This is a genomic window from Hymenobacter telluris (assembly GCF_017313265.1).
GTDB lineage: Bacteria > Bacteroidota > Bacteroidia > Cytophagales > Hymenobacteraceae > Hymenobacter > Hymenobacter telluris.
Genome location: NZ_JAFLQZ010000002.1, coordinates 1 through 22486, shown reverse-complemented (window position 1 = coordinate 22486; position 22486 = coordinate 1). Strand labels below are relative to the sequence as shown.

Here is a 22486-nt window from a genome sequence, read left to right as displayed (position 1 = left end):
AAGTATTGCACTTTTTCGACCCGAGTTAGATTATATGTATCTACAAGACTCGCTCGTTATTCGCTTATAAATACAGCGAATATCCATTCGTCTACTTTGACGGTTGTAAATCTAAATACAAATTTTTTATCTGTTGAAAATTATCTGCTCTATCTAGTAAAATTGTAATTCTTTCTACAATTATGACAGTATCAACTTGTTTATAGACCCTGACCTCAATTTGGTATACCAGAAACACCTACTTGCATAGAAACCAATGTATGCAGCTGCCCATATATAAAGAGGATAATAGCAATCGATTGCATAATATTTTTGAGCTTAAGTGCAATCCGTTGTGCATTGCCAAGTCTTTTCAAATTCCATAGTTTCACCTTAAAGTACTACTATATAGTAACTGCCTTTTTAGTCGGTTTCCTGAGCAGTTTAGGACTATCACAATCTCAGCTGTCGGCAACACATTAAAAGCTGAACATATACTGGAAAGCCTGCATTCATATGCAAATAATTGATTATCAACATTTAATAGGTCAAACAAAAATTGTCAGCCGTGTCCGTTTTAATGTACAGATGTCTTCACCACCGAACTCAGCTTGTATCCGTGCAGCTTCCAGCCTATGGTAACTCACATAACTACCTTTTGCCTGAGGCGGCACCTCAGCACTAGGCAGGCTTCCTGTTATTGCTGATGCCGGGGCTGCTTCACAAAAAAAACGGGGTGGAGAAGCCTAGCTTCCCCACCCCGTTGGTGTATGCAATGTAACGTATTCGTCTATTTGGCAATCAGTAAGCGGGTGGTATACACGTGGCCGGCCGTGCGCACCCGGCACGTATATACTCCGCCAGCCAGTGCCTCACTTTGCAGCGTGAATCGGTATTCACGGCCGGCCTGCACCGCGCCGTTGTAAAGCAGTGCAACCTGCTGGCCCAGGCTATTGTATACCGCCAATTGTGCCGCGCCAGATTTTTCGGCAATGAATGCCAATGTAGCGGCGCTAGTAGCCGGATTCGGATACACTTGCAGCCGCTGAGGAGCGGTAGCCGCCGTAGTACCCGACAGCGGCAGGCAAGTAGCATCAGCTTGTACAATCACAGTTACTATAGCAGAAGCCGTGTTGCCCGCATTGTCGGTGGCGGTGAAGGTGACGTTGTTGGACCCCACGTTGGCGCAGCTGAACGTGCTGGGGCTAATGCGGATAGAAGCCAAGCCGCTGCACGTATCGAAGCTGCCGTAATCCACGTCGTCGGCCAGGATGGTAGCCGCTCCATTAACCAACGTAACTTCGAAACCAGCCGCCCGGAGCACCGGCGGGGTGGTGTCGGGGATGGACGCAATGGTAGCGGTAGTAGTGGCCGAGCATTGGGTGGCGTTATCGGTGACAGTAACGGCATAGGTACCGGCCGCCAAGCTGCTCAAGTCTTCGGTGCTGGCTCTGAAACCGCTCGGACCGGTCCAGGCATAGGTGTAAGAGCCCGTGCCGCCGCTTACCCCCAGGTTAACGGCGCCCAGCGTTCCGCATTCTGCGTTGGTCACTGCTGTTGTCAGCTGCAATGCGCAGGTGGATTGAGCAAAGCTCTGTTTGGCAGTGCCACAGAGCAACACCGCTGGCAACAATAAGGAGTGCACGAGCCGGGTACGCAGTGAGGAGCTGAATGTACGAGCAAAGCGGGCAGTGGCAGGCGGTGGCAGGAAGTACTGGTGGGAATTAGGAAGGCAATCAGAGTTAATGTGTTGCATGAGGTGGTAACCGGAACAGGTAATAAATAGGTGAAAAATTGAAATCAAGCTTTTATCAAGCTGTATTTCACGCTTTGAAATGCCAAAACAGCCTGAAAGACTTTGGAAAGGAGTTATTACGTCCCCTATAGAGAGGATAGGCTGCTCATCAGCCCGCTAACGTACGTATTGAAACATAGTTTCACTATTGACAGATAATTGACCTATAACAAGTATAAATGTAACTGATAAAATTCATTCCATCCTATTATTCATTACCTACTAGCAATGCAAACGAATGCAAGCAGCCCCCCCCAGATATACCTAAACACCAACGGGGTGAAGGAGCTTGGCTCCCCCACCCCGTTGGTGTATTTGAATGCGGCCTTGCGGCTTATGCTTACTTCACGATAAGCAGGCGCGTGGTTTTAGCAGCGGCTCCGGCCGTACGCACCTGGCACGAATACAAACCGGCGGGCAGGTCCTGGCTTTTGAGGGTGAAGCTGTAGCGCTGCCCGGCTTGCACCGGCCCTTGGTACAGGGTGGCCACTACCCGGCCTAACTGATTGTACACCAGCACTTGAGCCGCTTCCGTCCGCTCGGCTGCGAAGCTAAGCGTAGCCTGTGCCCCGGCCGGGTTCGGATACACTTGCAACTCCTGCACCGAACCGGCGGCCACGCTGGTGTTGCTGTCAGCTGGCCGCACTGCTGGTGGTGGGCAGGTACCATCGGCTAGGATGATAACCGTCACCGTCTGCGTAGACACGTTGCCGGAGTTGTCGGTGGCCGTGAACGTCACTTGGTTCGGACCTACGTTAGCGCAGGTGAAAGTGCTCGGGCTAATCGTTGTGGAGGCCAGGGTACCGCAGTTGTCGAAGCTGCCGTAGTCAATATCCACGGGGAAGATGGTGCGGGTTCCATTCTGCAACTGCGTCTGGAAGCCAGCCACCCGCAACACCGGCGCCGAATTGTCGAGTAGGATAACCGTTACCGTTTCGCTAGCAGAGTTACCGGCGTTGTCGGTTACGGTGAGCGTCACTTGGTTGGGGCCCACGTTGGCGCAGGTGAAGGTGCTCGGGCTAATCGTCATGGTGGCAATGCCGCTGCATGCGTCAGTGCTGCCCCAATCTACGTCGGCGGCCTCAATGGTGCGGGTGCCGTTGCTTTCGAGAGCTGTGATGAAGCCTGCGGCCCGCAGTACGGGTGGAGTGGTGTCGGTACCCGTGCTCGTTACAGTGGCCGAAGTAGTGGCGGTGCACTGCGTGGTATTATCGGTAACCGTAACCGAATACGTACCCGCCGCAAGCCCGCTGATATCCTCGGTAGTGGCCGTGAAGCCGCCAGGGCCAGTCCAGGCATAGGTATAAGGGCCGGTGCCGCCGGCCACGCTCAGGTTGATGGCACCCAGTGCGCCGCACCCGGCGTTGGTTACGGCCGTTGTCAGCTGCAAGGCGCAAGTTGAGGTCCAGGTAACTTGCACGGTACGGCTCAGGGCGCCAAGGCTGGCTACAATGTTATCAGTACCGGCATTGGTGCCAATGTAGCAGAAAGGTGCTACGCCGTTGGCATCGGTATTGGCAAAGCCAGACGTGCTGTTGGCGCCACTAACGGCAAAATCCACCCGCACGCCTACCACCGGATTGTTGAATTGGTCGCGCACCGTTGCCGACACGCAGTACTGGCTACCGGTTTGGGCATTGCCCGTAGCCGGGGTCAGCGCGAGGCTGGTGACGGTAGCTACCGGCGCAAACGACTGCCCGCCCGGATAACCATACGAATCATAGGAATCGAAGCCGTACACGAAAGCCCCAATTGGATAGATGCCGCCCGTTACTTGGTGAGTGCCTAAGCTCACGGTAAGCTGCGCGCCCGAAAAGCCGCTGCTGCCAATGGCACTGAAGCTTGACGCCGGAATTACCACTCCATCCAGCCGAACCGTACCCACTGCTGCCGCGGGGGCTACCACGTTGATGTAGTTGCCGGAGAAACCGGTGGCAGGCGTAGTAACCGTATAGCTACCCAAGAACTGCTCGAACGGCGGAATCAGCATCATGAAGGGGTCGGAAGTTACCCCGTCAAACGACGACCCGTTGGAATATTGAGCTACCAGAATAGGCTCGGTAGCAACAATTTGAGCCGATCCGGCAATAACACGCTCGTGAAACTGACCGCGGTTGAGAGTGGCCACCAAAGTGCCATTAACCCGAACCTGAGTATTATTAGTGGAAGCCAAGAATCGGAAGGTGTCGCCGTTGAGCCGGGTCTTGAGTGGCACTGATACGAACTGCTTGCCCCAGGCAGTAGTAGGAGGCAGTTGCTCAACTAAATGGTCACAGGCAGAGTGGTTATGTGGCACGTTGGCGCACTTATGCCCACCAAAGACAGCAATAGGTGCGGTTGAGGAGATGATGCTGCCGGAAAGGTCCACGGTGTTGCTAAGGGCTGTGCTTCTTAGCAGATAGGTTTGCCCTTGGTTCAGGGTAACATTGTAAGGGACGCCTGCCGGATGACTGTCAGCCGCTACCGAAGGCGTAATAGTTACTACGGTACCATTAACAGTACCCACAACAGCTAATTGCGTACCATCTAATCCTGAAGTGTTTGAATAAGCCAGGTTAATGTACTGGGTACCGAGTACATCAGTAGGCAGCGCCAAATACGCGTCAGTGGTAAATTGCTGACGGTTCAGGCCGTATATAGTCACTTCCTGTGCAGATGTAACGTGGATGCCATTGTTGCCGACAGTGCTGGAAGCAAAAAGCTCCGCTCCTGCCGGAATGATTATCGACGTAACAGCACCAGGCGTAACGCTGAAGTTACTGCTGAAGCTCAAGCCAGGGATACTGACGTTGCCCGTAGTGGCAACGTCGCCCGCAATAAATAAAGTGAGCGTCGAGCCGCTGACATAGTTGCCTGGGAAAGTTAGCCAGAAGTCGGTGCCCTTGCTGTCGGCGGCGGCAAAGCTGCGGGTGCTCATGCTGCATAGTAGCAAGCACAAAAACAGGACAAGCTTGGCCTTCCAAGCGCGGGCGGTACGGGTGTAGTCGGGCACCGAGAGGGGGCCGTCGGCTGTTAGCAGCCGCAAATCTGATGGGTCGACGTTTTTCATCGGTTGGAAAGGAATTGGGGTGAAAAAAGAAATAAGAGCGGAGAGTGTTCCGCTTGCTGTAGGGCAGGTTGACTGTTAGCTTCTAATGGCAACGGGTAGTTTGCAGTCCGTCGCTTTCCTGCACATCCTGTCCTCATTAGTGAGGCAAGAGTGGCAGTTCTCACGAGCAGATTTATGGTGGTGATGTAGCACCTGGCGGTGCTGCGCTTCTATTTGGCGCACCAAGCAGCAGCCAAGCTGCACAGGTAGTGTCCGCTACTGTTAAGCTGTAACTATTCATATAAACAGTAGTAAAAAATAATGATAGGCAAATATGTATATAATATTCAGAATAGTAAATGCTATTGCTATTTGTTGATCTCCGCTTAATGAGGAGCATTAGTTATTCCACTTGGCTATTCATTTCACAAGCAACTGTATATCAATCACATACACCAACCATTGGCAACTAGCCGCAACTCACTGCCTCACATGTTCATGTGAGGCAGCAGAGGCCATGTTTCTTACGCCAATGCGCAGTACGAGCTGTTTTGAAGCCAGAAAGCCCCCGAGCGGCGGCTCGGGGGCTTTCTGGCTTGAGGGTGCAAATGTTTGCCTGCCTGTTGGGCTATTGTGCGCTGGTTGCAGGCCGCACGAAAATGGGGGTTTCGGTTACAGGTAGCTTTAGTGCGCCGCTCGCACCAGTGGCTACTCGCGCCGTCATAGCATCAGCGCCGATTTTGGGAGTGTACACTTGCGCCGTTCCCGCTTTGCCTAAGTTGAGCGTGTAACTACCCGTTTTTCCATCTTCGGTTGGCATCACCAAGGAGTAGATGGATTGGCCATTGAGCTCGTACCGGTCTACCAGCGGGTTCTGGCTGATGGTTTCCTTGTACACGTAGTTGCCCATCAGCTTTTGAGCTTGGTACAGATAATCGGCGGCGGGCTTACGGCGGTGGGTGCTGGCATTCAGCAGGCCCGACGATGCAAACTGCTCACCGCTGGTGAGGCTCAAATCATACGTTTGATAAAGAAAGAGCCGGTTTACGCCGTGCCGCGCGTAAAGCAGCGCCGTGCGCAGAATCCAGTCGGCCTGTACTTGCTCGGGCGTTTTGCTGCCGATAGCAGGGGCGCGCAACGGGCTGGTAGCGTTAACGTCGTAGCCAGCCTCCGTCACCCAAACCTCTTTGTTGTATTCGCGGCCTAGCGCCACAAAGTCGTCGGCGTAGCGGCCAATGCCCGTCACTTCGGGGGCCGCGCCGCGGGCCGAGGTATTGCTCTGCGACACGCCCGAAGCGTTGGAATAGCAGTGGTAGTTGATAACATCAAAGCACAAATCCACGGTGCCATCGGCTTTGTAGCCCCGGTGCTCCTTGCACCAATCGATAATGCCGCGGAGGTAATCGGTGGTGGGGGAAGCGGTGCCACCCATCACCACTTGCATGGTGGGGTCGGCGTTTTTGACGCCCACACCGGGGCCCATCGTGTTCTTGTGGCCATCGTAAAAGGCGGAGAGGTTGGCCGCGTATTCGCGGGCGGTTTGGTAGGCTTTGCGGCCCTTCCACCACTTATCCCGCTCGTTTTCACACTCGATGTACCTGATGTAGCCCAGCCCTACCTCCCGCGTCCGGACACCGGCTTCCGGAGCCGTAGCATACACCGGCCCGGTCATTACCCCGCTCAACAAGCTGGGGTTTACCTTGGTGTTGCTCCCGTACCGAGCAGCAAACTGGAACGCAAATTTGGCTTGCTGCTGGTAAGATGCCGGCGCCAGCAAGTCGGCTTTGAAGGCAGCTGGTATATTCTCGGCATCTCGCTGGTCGGCAGGGTAGTTGCTTTCCAGAAACCAGTTTGGCACCGTTTTCAAGCAAGCAAGCACCTCTTTGCCTTCCGCCTTCAGCCGCTTATACTGCAAGTCGTAGTTCCAGCCCCCCGATACGGTGGGGTTGAATGCGAATTTGCCGGGGGCATCTTCTATTTTTCCCCAGTCCACATAATCCCGAAATTGAGTGAAGGCCTGCATCAAGGCCATATTCGGCTCGTATACCCGGTCGCGGATGTTGGGGTCCTCGTTGTTTTGCAAAAATTCCCACACAAAGGAGTTGACCCCCAGCTCGTTGGCAAGCTTTACCGGCTTTTTAGGTTGCAGCGCCACGGCCGGGCGCTTCTTATAGGTTCCGAACAGCTGCATTTCCGTTGGGAAACCCCACCACGCATTCACTACTAAGTACTGCGCTGGCACGGGCTTCGGCAGGCTCACTTCTATCCATTGGCCATAGGCATCACCGGTAAAGGTGGCCAGCAACACAGGCTCGGTAGTGGCCGAGGCTTTGGCGTACAGCTTGAAGGGCTGCTTGGCAAAGGAATTCTGCCCATCGAAAAACCTGATTTTGGTTATTGAAACGTCCGACAGGTCCTTGAACTCATAGTATGACTCATAGTTAGGCAGGAGCTTGCCCCAGCCCATGAACACCTCTTTATCGGTGACGCCGTCCGTCAGTTGTTGCAAGCCGGTACTATCCGTCGTCTGGTCGCCCGTATTGTTGAGCTGATACCAGTATTTACTGCTGATAGGAATTGTGTTGGGGTCGGCGCTTCCCGCATCCGAAGGCTGGCTACAGGAGCTACACGCTATGGAGTACAAGAGCAGGAATAACACTGCCGCCAGCTTCGTTGAAAATCGGGTGCCGTACGAACATACCTGCTCTGTCATCTTTCGGGGGTTATAAGTACATGGAGTTTTGCCCAATAGCATCAGCAGGAGCCCTGCCCGCACTGGCAAATACTGCGCCCTAAGCTACCAGAATGGCGCGTAGCATCAGTGTTGCGGTTTTTATAAGCCGCCGCAACTGTTGGGATGCCACTTACTTGCTGAGCAGCCGTGTAGTTACCCCCCCGTGGCGTTGCTGGCTTTGGCAAGCGTGGCAGCATCACTCAAGGCATTGGCTGCCAAAGGCGTATAGCCTGCATCAGGAGAATTGGTAGTACTCTGCACAACCATGAACTTCTTCTTGAGCTTTAAAAAAGGTGTTTCGAGGAAGCGGTAGGAAAGCTGAGCCAAGATAATCACCAATACCTGGCTCAAAAGATGGAAGGCTATATTATAGGGCATGGTAAAAGATAAAGCATTAGCTTTTTTGAACAGCACCATTACAATGCCAATTGCTAAATACTGATACATATAAATGGAATAAGAAATATTCCCTAAGAAAGTCCACACTTTACCCTCTAAACGAAAGAACGACTTACTACCACAGGAAACATTAATTATAAAAATTAAAAAGCAGAATGAATATACAGTATGCTGAATATCACCAAGCTTCGTAGACGTTGCAATAAGCACTAAGGGTATAATCAAGGAAGCTAGCTCAGCTTTGTAGTTGATAAAATACGCCCGAAACCAGGAAAAATCTCGAAACACCATATAGGCTCCAACACCACCTACTGCCATACAATCAATGCGGGTTAAATCGAGTATTTTGTACAGCATGCTCAACTCCACCTGCCGTTCGGGCCAGTGTGCCAGTGCATAGCTACAGCACACGCGCATCAGCACAAAGGCTACAATCACAGATATAATAACGGGCAGAGGCTTTTTTACATATTTAAATATCCAGGGCCAAAACAAATAAAATTGCTCCTCCACTCCCACCGACCATAAGTGTGAAGCGTAGGGCACATAATATTTTAAGCCCGCCGCAATATTGGGCAAGAACAATGCATACAATGCTATATTGGTTGGATATGCTGGTATCACCTTAGCGGAAAACTCCGGTATTGCCAACGAACTGATATGCGGAATTACTAGTAATCCTAGTGCGCCAATCAGATAATATAACGGCCAAATCCGCAATGCCCGTCGGATATAGAAATTCTTTATCCGAACGGTATTGATTTTTTCTTTCTCAACAAGCAGCAAATAAGTAATCAGGAAACCACTCAACACAAAAAAGAATGTCACTGCCAGAGTGCCTAACCCGTAAACAGTAGCGTACCAATTGGTATACAGACTGATTCCTTTCATTTCCTCCACGTGGCACACTACTACAGCAGCCGCAGCAAAATATCGTAAGGCATTAAGGCCAGGAAAGTAAATAGCGTTCCTGTCTTTACCCTGTTCAGAAGAAGTGGTAGTCACCATAGGTAGTGCGGTAATGCCAGCGGGCTTGCATATGAAATGCAACGTTGTTTTCTCACTAACAACCCAGCGCGCTATTGTTGGTAAAATGGCTTTGTCAGACGGAATAGATCCGGCATCCAACAATTCTGCCCTATTCAGATTATGCTCGTGAATTAGAGAGCAAAACAACTAGGATCATTGCTTGCTACTAATACAATCCTCATTGACAAGCATTTATCTCTACTACTGAAGCTACAAATATAGCTCAACAGCCCAACAACTCAAATATTTTATAGTTTATTAAACAATTATCCTACAATTATCCTTACTTAAGTTGCTTTTTCCGTGCTTTATAATCAAATAATGCAAATATGAATTTTCTGATACCGCTATCAACCAGCAATGATCCGTTTATCAGGCATGTAGCAGAACCACCCCTATTCCCTGAATCTTTTGCTAGTAATATCAACTAGCTCACAGAGAATTATTGGAATTCAATTATTCACATATAACTAATTATAATTCAGCCGCTTAATCATCAAACACAAATACATAAAACAGAAACAACTGGGCTCCTGTTCAGGCAATTAACTCACCTATGCTCAACGGTACTCTTGTGCATGCCTAAGAGAAATGTTGAATCATACTAGGAAATATACCATCTTAGCGCATAATTTTCATAGTTGATATTCTGCTTACTGCGGTCTGATTGCATTTTATGGATAGGATTCCTTTAGCACCGCCAATCATTCCACCACTTCCCGGCTATGAGGTACGGCCTCTGTGGTCGGTCATGATTCCTGTATATAATTGCAGTCAGTTTCTGCCAGAAGCCTTGGAGAGTGTATTGGTACAGGCTCTAACAGCAGCAGATATGCAAATTGAGGTGGTGGATGATGCCAGCACCGATACCGATGTTGAGGCGTTAGTGCAGCGCGTCGGCAAAGGCCGAATACATTACTTCCGCCAAGCACATAACGTTGGCAGCCTACGCAACTTTGAAACCTGTATCAACCGCTCACGGGGGCGCCTAGTCCACCTGCTACACGGCGACGACAGAATACGGCCAGGATTTTATGAGGAGCTTGGCCATTTGCTGAATCAATACCCTGAAGCAGGAGCAGGCTTCTGCCGCTTTGGTTACATGAATGAAAGCGGCCAAAGATTGTATGATCACCCAATTGAAGCGCCGCAACCGGGACTTTTGCCCGACTGGCTTCTCAAAATCAGCCAGAACAACAGAATTCAGTACGCGGCCATAGCTGTTAAGCGAGAAGTATACGAGCAATTAGGTTCGTTTTATGGCATAACCTACGGGGAGGATTGGGAAATGTGGGTACGCATTGCACGTAACTATCCTATAGCCTATACGCCCCACATTCTAGCGGACTACCGCAGACACTCCAATTCGATATCTGGCAACAAGCACGCGTATGGGGAGTATTTTCTGGACCTGGAGCTTGCCATGTCATACATCCAGCAACACATACCTGTTCATCAAAGACAGGAGCTATTAAAAAAATCCAGAGCTTATCACAGCCATTATGGCATGTATACAGCTGAAGAGGTATGGCATACGGCTCACAACCGTAAAATGACTCTAAGCTTTATAAAACAGCTTTTACATATGCACAAAGACTATAAACTATATGGAAAAGTAGCAAAGCTTTTAGTTAAAATGGCTATTAATTATTATTAATATTCACTTAAAATAATAAGCAATTATTATTTTATAAGAACACTTATCGACTTTTTAAACAAACCTAGTTTTGCAGCAAGAAGCGCAGCTTTCAGTTTTGGCAGGTGGTCTATATAATAGTGAGCAATAAATAATTTTTTGTAAAAAGCACCTTCTACTACGTCTTCTTTATCAAGATTAGGGTTTTCTTTTTCCAGAATGCAGGACGATATAAAATCCAACTTACGCAAGCATTCCAGTACGCTACTTACGCTTTGTTCATCCAGCAACGGCTGGAAGTTATGCTGCAAACACTCTACGTGGTTGGCAGAAATATAATACTCTGGACCAGCGTAATAGCGAATATTGCGTAATATCTGGTCTTGCTGAGCTTGCGTGTATTCTTGCCTTTTCTGCACTTGATGCAAGCTCTGGCTGGTAACGCGGTAATCAAGTAAAACTTCGGGCAGTGTAGTAATTACGAAGAGGCGCGAAAGCTGCCACCACAAGTCAAAATCTTCGGCGTAAGGCACTGAATACATGCCCACTTGCTGCACTGCCTGCTTGCGGTACACTACCGTTGGGTGATAAATCCAGCAGGAGAATGTTAGATTATAGTAATACAGCTTGCTTTTAAAATCATCTATTCTGATTACTTCCTTTTCTTCCGTTATCATTCTGGCAAACGAAGAAACCATAGCACAGTCGGGATGTGCCAGCAAATAATCATACTGTAGTTGCAACCGCTGCGGATAGCTAATATCATCGGCGTCCATCCGCGCAATTAGGTCGGTGGCGGCTAATTCTATTCCTCTATTAAGCGTGTAGGAAATACCTGAATTACTGGCATTACGATACAATCGAATTCGGGTATCCTGATACGATTCAACAATAGCTACACTCGAATCAGTTGAGCAATCATCAATAACAATAAACTCGAAATCAGTAAAGGTTTGCTGTAAAATACTATCAATGGCCTCAGCCAAAAATTTCTCTGCATTATACACCGGCATCAAAACGGATAAACGAGGCATAAATATGTTCGGTTACTTATTCAACACTTTCTTCAACGACAATTTTCCTTTAGCATACAGGCCCGATACTTTATTTAACATAATAGACTTGGCAAGCAACTTCGTTAGCTTCGAATCTGCAATATTCCGTTCGCGCAAATACGCTTCAAACCAGTTTAGGAAGAACCTTCGGGCTTCATGGTACTGGCCTGCCTCATTCACTGACTGCACGCACGAACCGTCTCGTTGGCGGTACCGGTTGTTGCAAGCCGCCGAGATGTACACCCGCTCAGCTAGATAGATCTTACACAAAAACGCCTGATCCTCATACAGTTGATACTTCTTGGTGAAAGACTCCTCGAAGCCGCCGGCATTCAGAATGGCTTGCTTGGTGAGCATCAGGCCCGATGGGCAGGGTGCCGGCGTGGGCACCAACGGATACAGCAGATACAGTAGCTCGGTAGGCTGGTATGCGCGGCCGCCGGGGGCTCCTACCAGCACAACGGTGTCTTCTTTGGTGGCATCTTCCCAGGAGTACCAGTATTCGGAAGCTTCTGCCACCATCCCGATGCCGGGGTACTGCTGAAAAAGCGCAACCTGTTCGGCTAGCTTAGTGGGCAGCCATACATCGTCGGCATCCAGTATGCAAATCAGCTCACCCTTAGCTAGTTGCACGCCATAGTTGCGGCTAGCCGTTACTCCACGGTTGCGGTGGCCCTCATGCTCACAGTAGATAATCCGCCCCTCCGACCGGGCGGCGTAATGCTTGGCAATAGCAGTACTTTGATCGGTGGAACCATCATCAACCAGCAGCAATTCCCAGTGCGGATAGGTTTGGTGCAGTACGCTTTCAATAGTTTCGGCCAGAAACCGCTCTTCATTGAGAAAGCCGACCACTACGGAAACAAGGGGGAAACGAGAATCGACCATAAGAAGCGGATTAGCCTGATTGCCACTTGCGTAGCTGCTGAGCGAAAGAAGATAAGGGGCTGTTCAGCACTTGAAACCGCCCCAGCCGAAATTTGTCTGCGTCGCGGTTCACTGGTTTTACTTCGGTGGTGAAACAGGCCTGTAGTTTCAACTCGGCTGCTACGGCTATGGTTTCCTGATTGTGGTTGCCGTAAGGATACGCTAAGATGGTTGGTTGCCGGCCGGTTTCTTGCTCCAGGAAGGACTGGTTGCTTTGGATTTCGTGCTGTTGCACTTTGGCGGCATGAAATGCCAACGCCGGATGCGTGTGCGTGTGCAACCCAATAGTGTGCAGCTCACTGGCTCCTAACTCTCGCAATTCTGCCAACGACAGGGCCCGATAGTCGGGCCGCTGGCTGGGCAGTACGCCTGCCCACTCCCGAATAGTGCGCAGATACTGTTGCTGCTCGGTGTACGGCAGAAGCCGCAACTTCCGCCATACTTCCAGAAATAAGCCGGCCCGGCGCGAAGGAGCAGGCTCGTCGCAGGCATCCCAGCGCTGTAGCTGCTGCCGCAAGGCGGCGCTTAGGTGCGCTTCCTGTTCCAAGGAGCCAACTACCACTTCGCCGGCAATAGTCAGAGAAAAAGTGGTGGGGAGCTGCGGCGTAAACAGCAGGATGTTTTCCAGCTCGTCCCACCAGAATTCCTCTGCTGTGTCGATGGTTTGAGAGGCCACGAAGAAAGTAGCCGGCACTCCATAGTGGTCGAGAATGGGTTTCGCCACCAGAAAGTTGTCGGCGTAGCCATCATCGAAGGTGAGGGCTACCGTATTGCTTCGAACCTGCTTTTTGCTGAGGGCCTCTACCAGTTCCGGCACCGACAAAACGGTGCTTTTCTTGGCCAGGAACTGGATTTGCTGCTCGAAGTTGGCCGGCTCAACGGCAATTTTCCAGATATCTGCTTCCGGGCTGGCAATGCGGTGGTACATCAGTACGCACGCCTGATGCGGCAACGCCAAACCCAGAACGGAACGTAAACGCTTAAGCAAGAGGATAAGCTTTTACGGCTTTCACCGCATTAATCACCTGAAATTGTGGATCATACACATCCAACTGCGCTGGGGTTACCTCCTGCAAGCCCAAACCGTAGAGAAAGGCCGTAGCAATAAATACGTTGCCGTACGAAGTGATGGTCAGGCTATCGGAGGGAAAGGTTTCAGCCATCAGCCGATGCAAAGCACTATCCGTAAACGACCAGTACCAGGTTTTCTTCCATTCGCCGTGGTCGATGGGCGTAATGCCGGGCACAGTAAGCAGCAGCACGCCGCCAGGTTTCAGAATCCGGTGGCAAGTGGCCAGCGCCTGCTTGTACTCGTAAATGAGGTGCAGCGTTTGGGTGAGCACCACGCAGTCAAACGTATTATCCGGAATATGCGGGGCGTTGCTTAGGTCGCCGATGAAGGTAGCATGCGGATTGCTGGCATCCACGTGCAGAATGTCGCTGTGCAACACCTGCGTTTTGCCAAACCGTAGCGTGTACTCATTGTCGCCTATCTCTAGGATTCGGCCTTTGATAGATGGGGCTTCCTGCGTAAGGAATTTTTCGATGTAGTAGCGGTCCACGGGGCCGCCCCGGTCGTAGCCAAACTCGGTGCTAAAGGGCGTGGTGCGCGCAAAGTCTCCCAAGTCTACTTTGCCAATAGCAGGCATGTACTGGTTGTAAGCTCCCACTTTATGCAGCAGACGCAACCCAGAATTGGGAGTAATCTTCTTGATGGTTTTCTTGATCATAGGGGTCTGGTGCTGGAGGATGTAACGCAGTACGAAGCGTGGTTTCAGAGAGAGCAAAGTAGTTAACTCAGCCAGAGTAGCCGGTTTTGCACCAGCCATTATTTTGTAATAAATTTCTTCACTATAATACTTTTTCCACACGAATTGGCCGTGTGCGTACGCTTGCTTTTCTGCATCGGTGCGCAATAGAGGCTGCTGCCGCGCTTGCACGGCCAGCACTGTGCGTAGCATCATCGGGATATTGCCCGACATATTGGTGTCGTGTAGGCGGTAGGCGGCAATCCGGTGCGTATGATGGGCAACCGGGTGAGTGCGGGCAATGCGCAAGTACACGTCGTAATCCTCGCAGGCCCGGAGGGTAGGATCGTAGCGCACCGCATCGAACACCCAGCGCTGGTACATAACGGTGGCGTGCATACCGATATAATTGCCTTGCAGCATGTGCAGATAATGGTCGGTGGTAACTTCCTGCGCCTCCTGCTTGATGCGCCCTAGAGCCGTAAACACCTTGTCGTGCCCTCCCGACACAAACGCCAGCGCCGGATTTTGAATCAGATACCCGGCATTGATTTTTAGCGCGTCGGGCAGCAACCAGTCATCGGCATCAAGAAACACCAGATATTGCCCGGTACTATGGTCGATGCCAGTGTTGCGCGCCGCAGATAGTCCCTGGTTTTCCTGATAAACATACTTCACCCGCGGGTCGGTGGCGGTTACGGCCCGGGTGGTATCAGTTGAGCCATCATCTACTACCACCACTTCCACTGCCGGATAGTCTTGCTGCCAAACGCTGGCAAAGGCTTCCGGTAGATACCGCCCATGGTTGTAGCACGGAATAATAACTGAAACCAATGGATACGCAGGCGTGGGAGCGGCCATGACTAAGAGGGTAAGTTGGAAGCCCGCTTCCGGTTCCGATAATAAAAGAGCACTCCTGAAGCCAGGCCTTTTACCTCTGTCCACAGCGTCCGGCTCCGGAAACGAAAAAAAGGAAAGCCGATTCTTATCAGAAGAGCATAATACTTGGGCATGCTCCAATACAGATAGTTGGTGTACCCCGCCTGCGGGCATTGCTCCTGCTGAATGAGGGCAGCGGCAGCGTGCCCCCTCATGTAAGCAAAAATCTGTTTTTGCAGCTCGTGCAGGTGTTGGCGGTGCGCGTGGTATACCACGGCGCGCGGGTTGTAATGGATGGTGTGGCCGTGCGTTAGAATCCGAAACCACATTTCAGAATCTTCGCTACAGCCCGATGCGCCGGCACCCAACCGCTCATCGAACAGCCCCACTTCCTCGAACACTGCTTTGCGAAAGGCATTGTTGGCGCCGGCCCCAATGTGCCACACTGGTGGCCCGGTGGGCAACACCCGCTGCAAGTACGCCGGGTCGTAATAAATGTCCTGGTAGCCGCGGTTGAAGCTCCAGTGCTTCTCGAATATCTGCTGGGCCTCCGTTTGTAGTTCCGACACCAATACCAGTCCGGTCATGGCAAAAACCGTTTGGTCCTGGAAGGTTTGCCACACCTGATACACCCAGTCAGGATGTAGCACCACATCATCATCGGTGAAAGCCAGAATACTGCAAGAAGCCTGAGCCACCCCCGTATTGCGAGCGTGCGACAAACCAGGGCGGGGCTCCACGCAATACCGAACGCCGGGGTAAGCGGCTACTACTTGCTGGGTGCTGTCATCAGTAGGTGCATTATCTACCACCACAATTTCTTCGGGCTGACAGGCAAGGCCCCTCAACGACTCCAGACAAAGCCGCAGAATAGCGGCTCGGTTGCGGGTGCAAATCACCACTGATACGGGCACCCGTGGCGGCAAGGCAGCATGCTGGTATGGCGCAAACACCGTTTGCATCCAGCTAATCCACCGCGCAAATTCCTGCTGACTATACCAAGCGGACCAATGGTTGGGGGGGTGGCCGGTTTTGGCGGCGTAATGCTGCACGGCAGGCGTAATAGCCTTTAGCACAATAGCCCGGTATGCTTCTTCATCAGGCACTTGGTCGGCTTCCAGGTACACATCGCCCAACGCAATCTGCTCCCACCAGAATACCAAATAGTTACCCTGCCCGTTTTGGGCAAGCTGCGGCATACCCGGCTGGGCATGCAACTGCACATGGGTGATATGGTAAGGCGGGTAAGAACTCATGTTGGGGGCCCTGCTGAAGACTGCTCTCTGATTATTCAAGCGAAAAAGGCAATCCAAGGTAGGCTGAATTTCACTGCAACCGATCCTGGCGGCTCCGGGTCGGGCTCATCCTCCAGCTAGTTCTCTACTGTGGCCACCGCGCTGGGAGCGGCTTGCTTTTCTAGAAGATGCCACTTCCCAAGGGTTTTTATTTGGCTGAAAGTACCCAATGAGTCCAGAATGCGCTGATGATCAGGACTAGGCACTCCCCTCACCAAAAGGTAATCGGCTCTTTTCATCAACTCACGAGGGCCGGCGCCCCGGTAGATGTCACCTTGAGTAGGTAGGCCGCCGCTTTCCTTGCGCCGAATCATTCCAAACCGAAAATCAATGATTTTGCTGGTGGCAATACCTTGTTTGCGCACAATGAAGTAGTTCTGAAACTGGTCGTACACCATGCGGCCCCGAAAAGCCGGGTCGTAATTCAGATACGACAGCACTTTGGTTTTGTCTTGTGGCAGCAATTCCGCAAAATTCTGGTTTTCCCGGTCGAATTGCTGAAAATATTGCCCCCATAATGCCAAGTGCACTATGGCTACCAAAACGGCGGCACCAGCAAATATCCGGTTATTCTCCTGAAATATTCTGCACCCAATAAAGAGAATAGACAACAACAATATTGTGCAGAACCGTTCATACAGCGGCTCCTGCCCTGGAATTCGTTTGGGCAGCAGAAAAAAGCAAACAGCAGCTACTACAAATAAAATAAGAATATAAACAAACTTATTGTCCTGCAAAGCAGGAACCACTTCTAGATACTTCTTTTTACCAAAAAATAATTTATAAACAATATAAAAAATAGGTGAAATCAGAATAAATGAAAGCAAAACACCTGTAAGGTAGCCAGCATTTCCTGCAAACAACTGGTAGTTATCAGCAAACAAAAACATGAGTCGCCACTTATAAGTTTGCAGAAACTCGGAGGCGTAGTACCCCTTCATCGACTGCAAAGTGGACACGTCTTCGTTGCGGTAGCCCGTGGTGCTTTCGGCTGAGTGTTGCAGGAAAAACCACCAGTATACTATCAGGAGCCCTAGCGGTACCAGCACAAATGAGTGGGCTACCAAGCCCGGAAAGTTGGTCCGGTAGCGGTACAGGATGAAGGCAAAAACCATCAGCAGGCAGAACAGAGCCATCATGGCATGCAGGAAATACACGGCAACCAGCAGGGCCGCAATACCTAGCATGGCTGCTGTGTGGTTCCTGTGCTGATCCACGCTCCGCAGCCACAGCCACAGAATCAGCAACACTACATTGTTAGCCAACGCATTATCGGTGAAGCCAAACGTTAGGTTGAAGCCGTACACCAGAATAAAGGAAGCAACCGCAAACCATTTGTTGCCTTTCAGCTCCGTTATAACCAATAAAACCAGCAGTGGCAGGCTAGTGATGATAAGCAGATGAAATATCTTATTGGCTATTTCTACATTACTAAATATTGGCAGCGAAAAAAAGAATAAATGAAATGTATTAGGATACATGAAATAATTCAGCTCGTAATACTTATCAAAATCATTGAAAGTGCTAGCATAATATTTATATACAGTTGCCTCGGCTAAGTGGTTAGGTACATCAGCAAAAGGAAAATAGTTGATGGAAAGCAGTATACAACTGTGTATTACAAGTAACAATCCAAACAGAATCCAGAAGGAATACTTCTTTGCCATACTTATATAAAACGCTATAGCAGTTGAAAAAAGAAAATAAAGACGGTTTCGAGCTTAGCTGCCAGCAACAACGCAATGCTATGCGCTACTTTAAAGCAACCAGACTGTGTTTTCGAGTGGGGTGTTTACCGATAACCTTTATCACGCAAACCAAAGCCAAAGACAGGATCCGCCTGGGAGCCCGGTCTTTGGCTTATAGGTAGCTAGCGTTGGTGGCGGATTAGCGCTGGTTTAAGTTGTAATGGTCGGCCAGCAGGTTGCTCAGAAGCGGAATGTCAACGAACATCAGCGTGACCAGCAGGCAGCAGAACAGCACTACGTACAGCATAAACCATTTGCGAGTGTAGAGCTTTTCGGAACCTTGCACCGGCGAGTTTTCCAACAGCCCAATCCGCAGATACCAGGCGAACAGGAGCGCGAAGAACGGGAAGCTTACCAGCAGTTCGATGCGGTTTTTCACCAAGAATATCCCGAGGAAGAAAGCCGAAGTCAGCGCATAAAAGAACATGGATATCAGCAGGCTGTGCTCGGTGTAGAACTTGAACGACCGACGATACAGGCCAGCCAACTCGGGGTCCTTAATCAGCCGATATTCAGCGAAACGCTTGGTAGCCATCAGATAAGCACCACCCATCCAGTAAGCAACAATGATACTGGAAGGGGGCAAGCTGTTGAAAAACGCAATGCCATCGAACTCGCTAAAGGTGAGAGCGGGCGCTACAATAAACCACCCCAGCGCAAACCGAATGGGGTTGTTGACCGACTCCGACAGCACATCCAGGTACACCCGCTCTTTGGTGCGGAAGGGCCGTACGTTGTACATCACCCCCATAAACAGCAGGAAGGCCGATACCAGCAGGAACTGTAGGCTAATCTGATACGCCAGCGCAAAGCCTACCAAAGCCAAGCCTGCCCACTCTGAGTACACTAGCACCGGATTCACCACCCGCACAACCGAAGTACGCTTCTTCTTCAGGGGATGAAACTTGTCGAATTCGGCGTCGAGGTACTCGTTGATTACGTAGTTGGCCGATGCTACCAGACAGGTACTGGCTACGCCCATGACCAGCTTAATCAGGAAAGCAGCGTCGAGAGGGGCTCGGTAAATGATGAGGGCAAACAGCACCCCAGGCATCATAAATACGTTTTTCGCCCAGTTATCGGGGCGGGCAATAGCAATATAGTCCTTCAGTCCCGCCGGGACCAAAGACACTTCAGGCTCGCTTGCCAGGGCGGCAGAAGAAATAGTATTCTGACTCATAATGTAGTAGATGCTAGTGTGGTGTGGAGACGTTGTTCGAGGTCTTGGTAGAAAGTGAAGCTGCTAAAAGGCTGTTTATCAACAATAAGATAAGGCATACCGGCGCGCTCGGCACAAAGCCCATCCAGTTCTTGCCGGTCCCCGATAAACAGGCATTCCCCGGGAGCCAGGTTCAGCGCTTCGGCAATGTAAAGCAGCCCGGCCGGAGCCGGTTTCAACTGGTCTATTTCTTGGTCAGTGGAGCTGACCACAATATCGGCCGCCAGTTTCATGGCCGCCAGTTTATCATGCGCTTTATAATCAGAGTAGATGCCAATCTTGATGCCTTGCTGGCGGATAGCATCGAAAAAAGAGTGCGTACCCGGATAGACGCAGTTCAGCAAGTATTGGTTGGGGTGCGTGAACATCCACCGGTCTACTACCTGCCTGACTTTTTGGATGGGAAAGCGCCCTTTGTCGGCACACCAAGCGTATTGGGCATTTTCCAGGTCGGGGCCGGAGGCACCGGGGCGCTTTTCCCGCTCCGAGCGGAAACGTTGGAGAATACGCATTTCTTGTAGCCGCCAGGGCCGCAAAGCGTAGTAAGCCAGCAAATCAACCAGCATTTTTGAGCGAAGCCGCGACTGTTCGTATAAAGTGCCGTCGACATCAAAAATGACAGCTTTTACATTACGCATATCAACAACCGACTTCGAAGGCATTACACTAAAAATTTGGGCGGATTTAAGTCAGTTTGTGAGTAGCTCACGGAATTGACGGAGCCCAATCTGCTACGTGGCGGCAACAGACACTACCTAAAACCACATTATATAATACTTAAATGCTAAACTACTTTGTAATTTTGTGAAATTCAAATACGAGTATGAAATATTTGAAAAATCACTGTCCTATATCATGCACTCGCTAATCCTTCTTTCTATCACTGATGGCCTTCGGCACTTATTAAAGCCCTGGTACTGGCGCATTGTAGTGTAAGTAACAGAGAGTAAGGCTTCTTTGATTTAGCAGCAAGAACTAGCCAGTAACCAGTGATGCTCTGGCACCAAAACGTGCAACAGTTCCTTCTGCCAGGTATCGAACAGCAGGCGTATTCCTCATAACCGTTCTACTCCTGCCAGCTTTCAGGGCAAGCAGAGCTTAGCTCTACTTTTCACATTACCAACGGCAGGTAAGCGAAAAAACCACGTTGGCACTGTGCTAACAGCCATCGAGACAAGTCTTCACACCCGTGGTAATGCGGCTAGCCACATGCCAAATGCAGCGCTGCTAGCACCGCATTCTAGTCTGCTGGGCTTTCAGCTTTTCATCAGTAAGGAATAACGCCAACGCCGCCGTTTATGGAGGCACTGCTGCCGTCATAGGCTGGCCAAGAACAACTCATACCTAGCAGTGCATTGCTCCGCGCTACCCTAGGAGGCAGCCGGCAGCTACCAGAAACTAAGTGACTGCTACTACTGGGGTTTCAGCGCAAATAGCTGGCTGACGGACAACGACCTAATGAGTCGAGTCGCTCAATGCTTCTGTTCTCTGCCACACTCGCCAATTGCGCCTTGCAGAGGCGAAGTGATACCCTTGGAAATACACCCAACCCAAGCACATAAATATAATTCTAGTATCGCTCAGGCTGCTACCAAGGCAACTACAAGCAACAAACAAGTATAAAAAATATGCAACTACTTAATTTAATTATATTTTATTAAACATCAATAATAGATAATTACTAAAATCAACTTTAACTTTTTTTATAAACAACAACTATAAAAAGAACAAAATCGCCTCTATTATGAGGTTTATACATAATATATTATACTATTATTAGAAAATAAACAGTCCTGCTTTACTAGGGTGTTATACGCCCCTAACTTGGTATCAAGCAAAATTATAAAAGTCACCAACGAATAAATCAGGCATTCTGACGCCTTTTAAGAAACTTTCGCTTACTGATTTTAATACAAAATTCTCCTTGATAAAAGGGCCAAAATAGTTAGTCCTCCTCTACGCACTACTCTTCAGGCTATGGCTTGGTTCATAGCGTCTGATCAATCCTCGAAAACATAACTAACTCTTTTCTATGAGACACTTCTATAAAGGAATCTCACTGCTGGGTTTTCTGGCAAGTCACTTCTTGGTATCAACTGCTCATGGGCAGCAAATAACAACCGGTAAAATTCCGATTGATGGCAGCCGCTGGTTTCAGGTTACTAACTCGCCGGATGGCATAGCCGCTCTCACCGACGGCATTACCAGTGCCAATGTACCTAACGGCTACGGGCGGGTGATTGGCACCTTCGACTCGTTTTACCCACTCAAGCCGGGTGAGAACTTCACTATTGAAAGCATCCGCCTCTTCGACGGCTGGGGTCAGAACCCCTCGGCTCCGATGACCATTTCCATCATCACCGACACCTGGCAGCGTATCCCGATTGGGGCCTTTCATGGCGTGAACGACCAGCAGTGGATCGGGCCGTACCCGAACCGGCCCACCACCTTCACCCTCGACAACGTCATCACCAACGCCCGCTACATCGTCCTGACCTCGTCGTGGGCCTACCCCACCGAGATGGAATTGTATGGCTCCTACACGCTGCCCACCCCTTCGGCCACACCCGTGCCTACTGCTGCCCAATTGGCTCAACAGAAGCACGTAATGTTGCAGAAAACTTTCGGTGTTAATGCTTTTGAGTGGGATCTGGAAGACGGTAATGACCCGTTAGTTATAGATTCCACCCGGATGAGAGCCATGCGCAACTTCCGGGGCATGCGCCACTACCTGGACTGGGACAAACTGGAGTCGGTGCAGGGCGCCTACACCTTCAACCCCTCCCACATGGGCAGCTGGAACTATGATGCGCTTTACACTGGCTTGAAGGCGGAAGGCATTGAGGTATTAGCGTGCCTCAAGACCATGCCGGGCTGGATGGCCAACACCTACCCCGCCGCCGAGCGAGATGCCGAGAACGTGCCGGTGCGCTATGGCGCCGACTTCGCCGCCCCGGCCTCCTACCGCGAACAAGCCCAGCTCGCCTTCCAGTTCGCCGCCCGCTACGGCCGCAA

General features: G+C 50.5%; 13 protein-coding genes and 1 pseudogene. 2 read left to right on the top strand and 12 right to left on the bottom strand.

Annotated elements, in window-relative coordinates; translation table 11 throughout:
* Positions 1 to 769: 769 nt before the first annotated feature.
* The 4 genes from J0X19_RS02475 to J0X19_RS02460 form a co-directional block, all read right to left on the bottom strand.
* Positions 770 to 1531 carry a T9SS type A sorting domain-containing protein gene (locus J0X19_RS02475; RefSeq protein WP_206980567.1) on the bottom strand — a complete coding sequence of 254 codons (762 nt, stop codon included), beginning with the start codon at positions 1529 to 1531 and terminating at the stop codon, positions 770 to 772.
* A 583-nt stretch (positions 1532 to 2114) separates the two neighbouring features.
* Positions 2115 to 4823, bottom strand: coding sequence for a T9SS type A sorting domain-containing protein (locus tag J0X19_RS02470; RefSeq protein ID WP_206980561.1), 2709 nt, complete (start codon positions 4821 to 4823; stop codon positions 2115 to 2117).
* 607 nt (positions 4824 to 5430) lie between these two features.
* Positions 5431 to 7446, bottom strand: a complete 2016-nt coding sequence (locus J0X19_RS02465) for a hypothetical protein (RefSeq protein ID WP_206980559.1) — start codon at positions 7444 to 7446, stop codon at positions 5431 to 5433.
* 243 nt (positions 7447 to 7689) lie between these two features.
* Positions 7690 to 8943: an acyltransferase family protein gene (locus tag J0X19_RS02460; protein ID WP_206980557.1), complete on the bottom strand. Its 1254-nt coding sequence runs from the start codon at positions 8941 to 8943 to the stop codon at positions 7690 to 7692.
* A 772-nt stretch (positions 8944 to 9715) separates the two neighbouring features.
* Here J0X19_RS02460 and J0X19_RS02455 point away from each other — a divergent pair.
* Positions 9716 to 10621: a glycosyltransferase family 2 protein gene (locus J0X19_RS02455; RefSeq protein ID WP_242581901.1), complete on the top strand. Its 906-nt coding sequence runs from the start codon at positions 9716 to 9718 to the stop codon at positions 10619 to 10621.
* A 26-nt stretch (positions 10622 to 10647) separates the two neighbouring features.
* Here J0X19_RS02455 and J0X19_RS02450 read toward each other — a convergent pair whose 3' ends face one another.
* The 8 genes from J0X19_RS02450 to J0X19_RS02415 all read right to left on the bottom strand — a co-directional run bounded on the left by J0X19_RS02450 (position 10648) and on the right by J0X19_RS02415 (position 20109).
* Positions 10648 to 11634 carry a glycosyltransferase family 2 protein gene (locus tag J0X19_RS02450; protein ID WP_206980553.1) on the bottom strand — a complete coding sequence of 329 codons (987 nt, stop codon included), beginning with the start codon at positions 11632 to 11634 and terminating at the stop codon, positions 10648 to 10650.
* 12 nt (positions 11635 to 11646) lie between these two features.
* Entirely contained in the window at positions 11647 to 12543 is an 897-nt protein-coding gene (locus J0X19_RS02445) for a glycosyltransferase family 2 protein (protein ID WP_206980550.1), read from the bottom strand.
* 10 nt (positions 12544 to 12553) lie between these two features.
* Positions 12554 to 13570, bottom strand: coding sequence for a polysaccharide deacetylase family protein (locus tag J0X19_RS02440; RefSeq protein WP_206980546.1), 1017 nt, complete (start codon positions 13568 to 13570; stop codon positions 12554 to 12556).
* A complete protein-coding gene (locus J0X19_RS02435) occupies positions 13563 to 15191 on the bottom strand; it encodes a glycosyltransferase (protein WP_206980537.1) in 1629 nt (542 codons plus the stop codon). Before J0X19_RS02435 ends, J0X19_RS02440 begins: the two co-directional genes overlap by 8 nt.
* A gap of 2 nt (positions 15192 to 15193) precedes the next feature.
* On the bottom strand, positions 15194 to 16408 hold the full coding sequence (locus J0X19_RS02430; protein ID WP_242581898.1) for a glycosyltransferase family 2 protein: 1215 nt from the start codon (positions 16406 to 16408) through the stop codon (positions 15194 to 15196).
* A gap of 173 nt (positions 16409 to 16581) precedes the next feature.
* Positions 16582 to 17463: a hypothetical protein gene (locus J0X19_RS02425; protein WP_206980534.1), complete on the bottom strand. Its 882-nt coding sequence runs from the start codon at positions 17461 to 17463 to the stop codon at positions 16582 to 16584.
* Positions 17464 to 18391: 928 nt separating this feature from the next.
* On the bottom strand, positions 18392 to 19432 hold the full coding sequence (locus J0X19_RS02420) for a UbiA family prenyltransferase (protein ID WP_206980532.1): 1041 nt from the start codon (positions 19430 to 19432) through the stop codon (positions 18392 to 18394).
* A complete protein-coding gene (locus tag J0X19_RS02415) occupies positions 19429 to 20109 on the bottom strand; it encodes an HAD family hydrolase (protein ID WP_206980523.1) in 681 nt (226 codons plus the stop codon). The genes J0X19_RS02420 and J0X19_RS02415 overlap by 4 nt, the downstream gene beginning before the upstream one ends.
* A gap of 1394 nt (positions 20110 to 21503) precedes the next feature.
* Between J0X19_RS02415 and J0X19_RS02410 the strand changes: the two are divergent.
* Positions 21504 to 22486 (top strand): annotated as a pseudogene (locus J0X19_RS02410) (carbohydrate-binding protein); the annotation flags it as partial.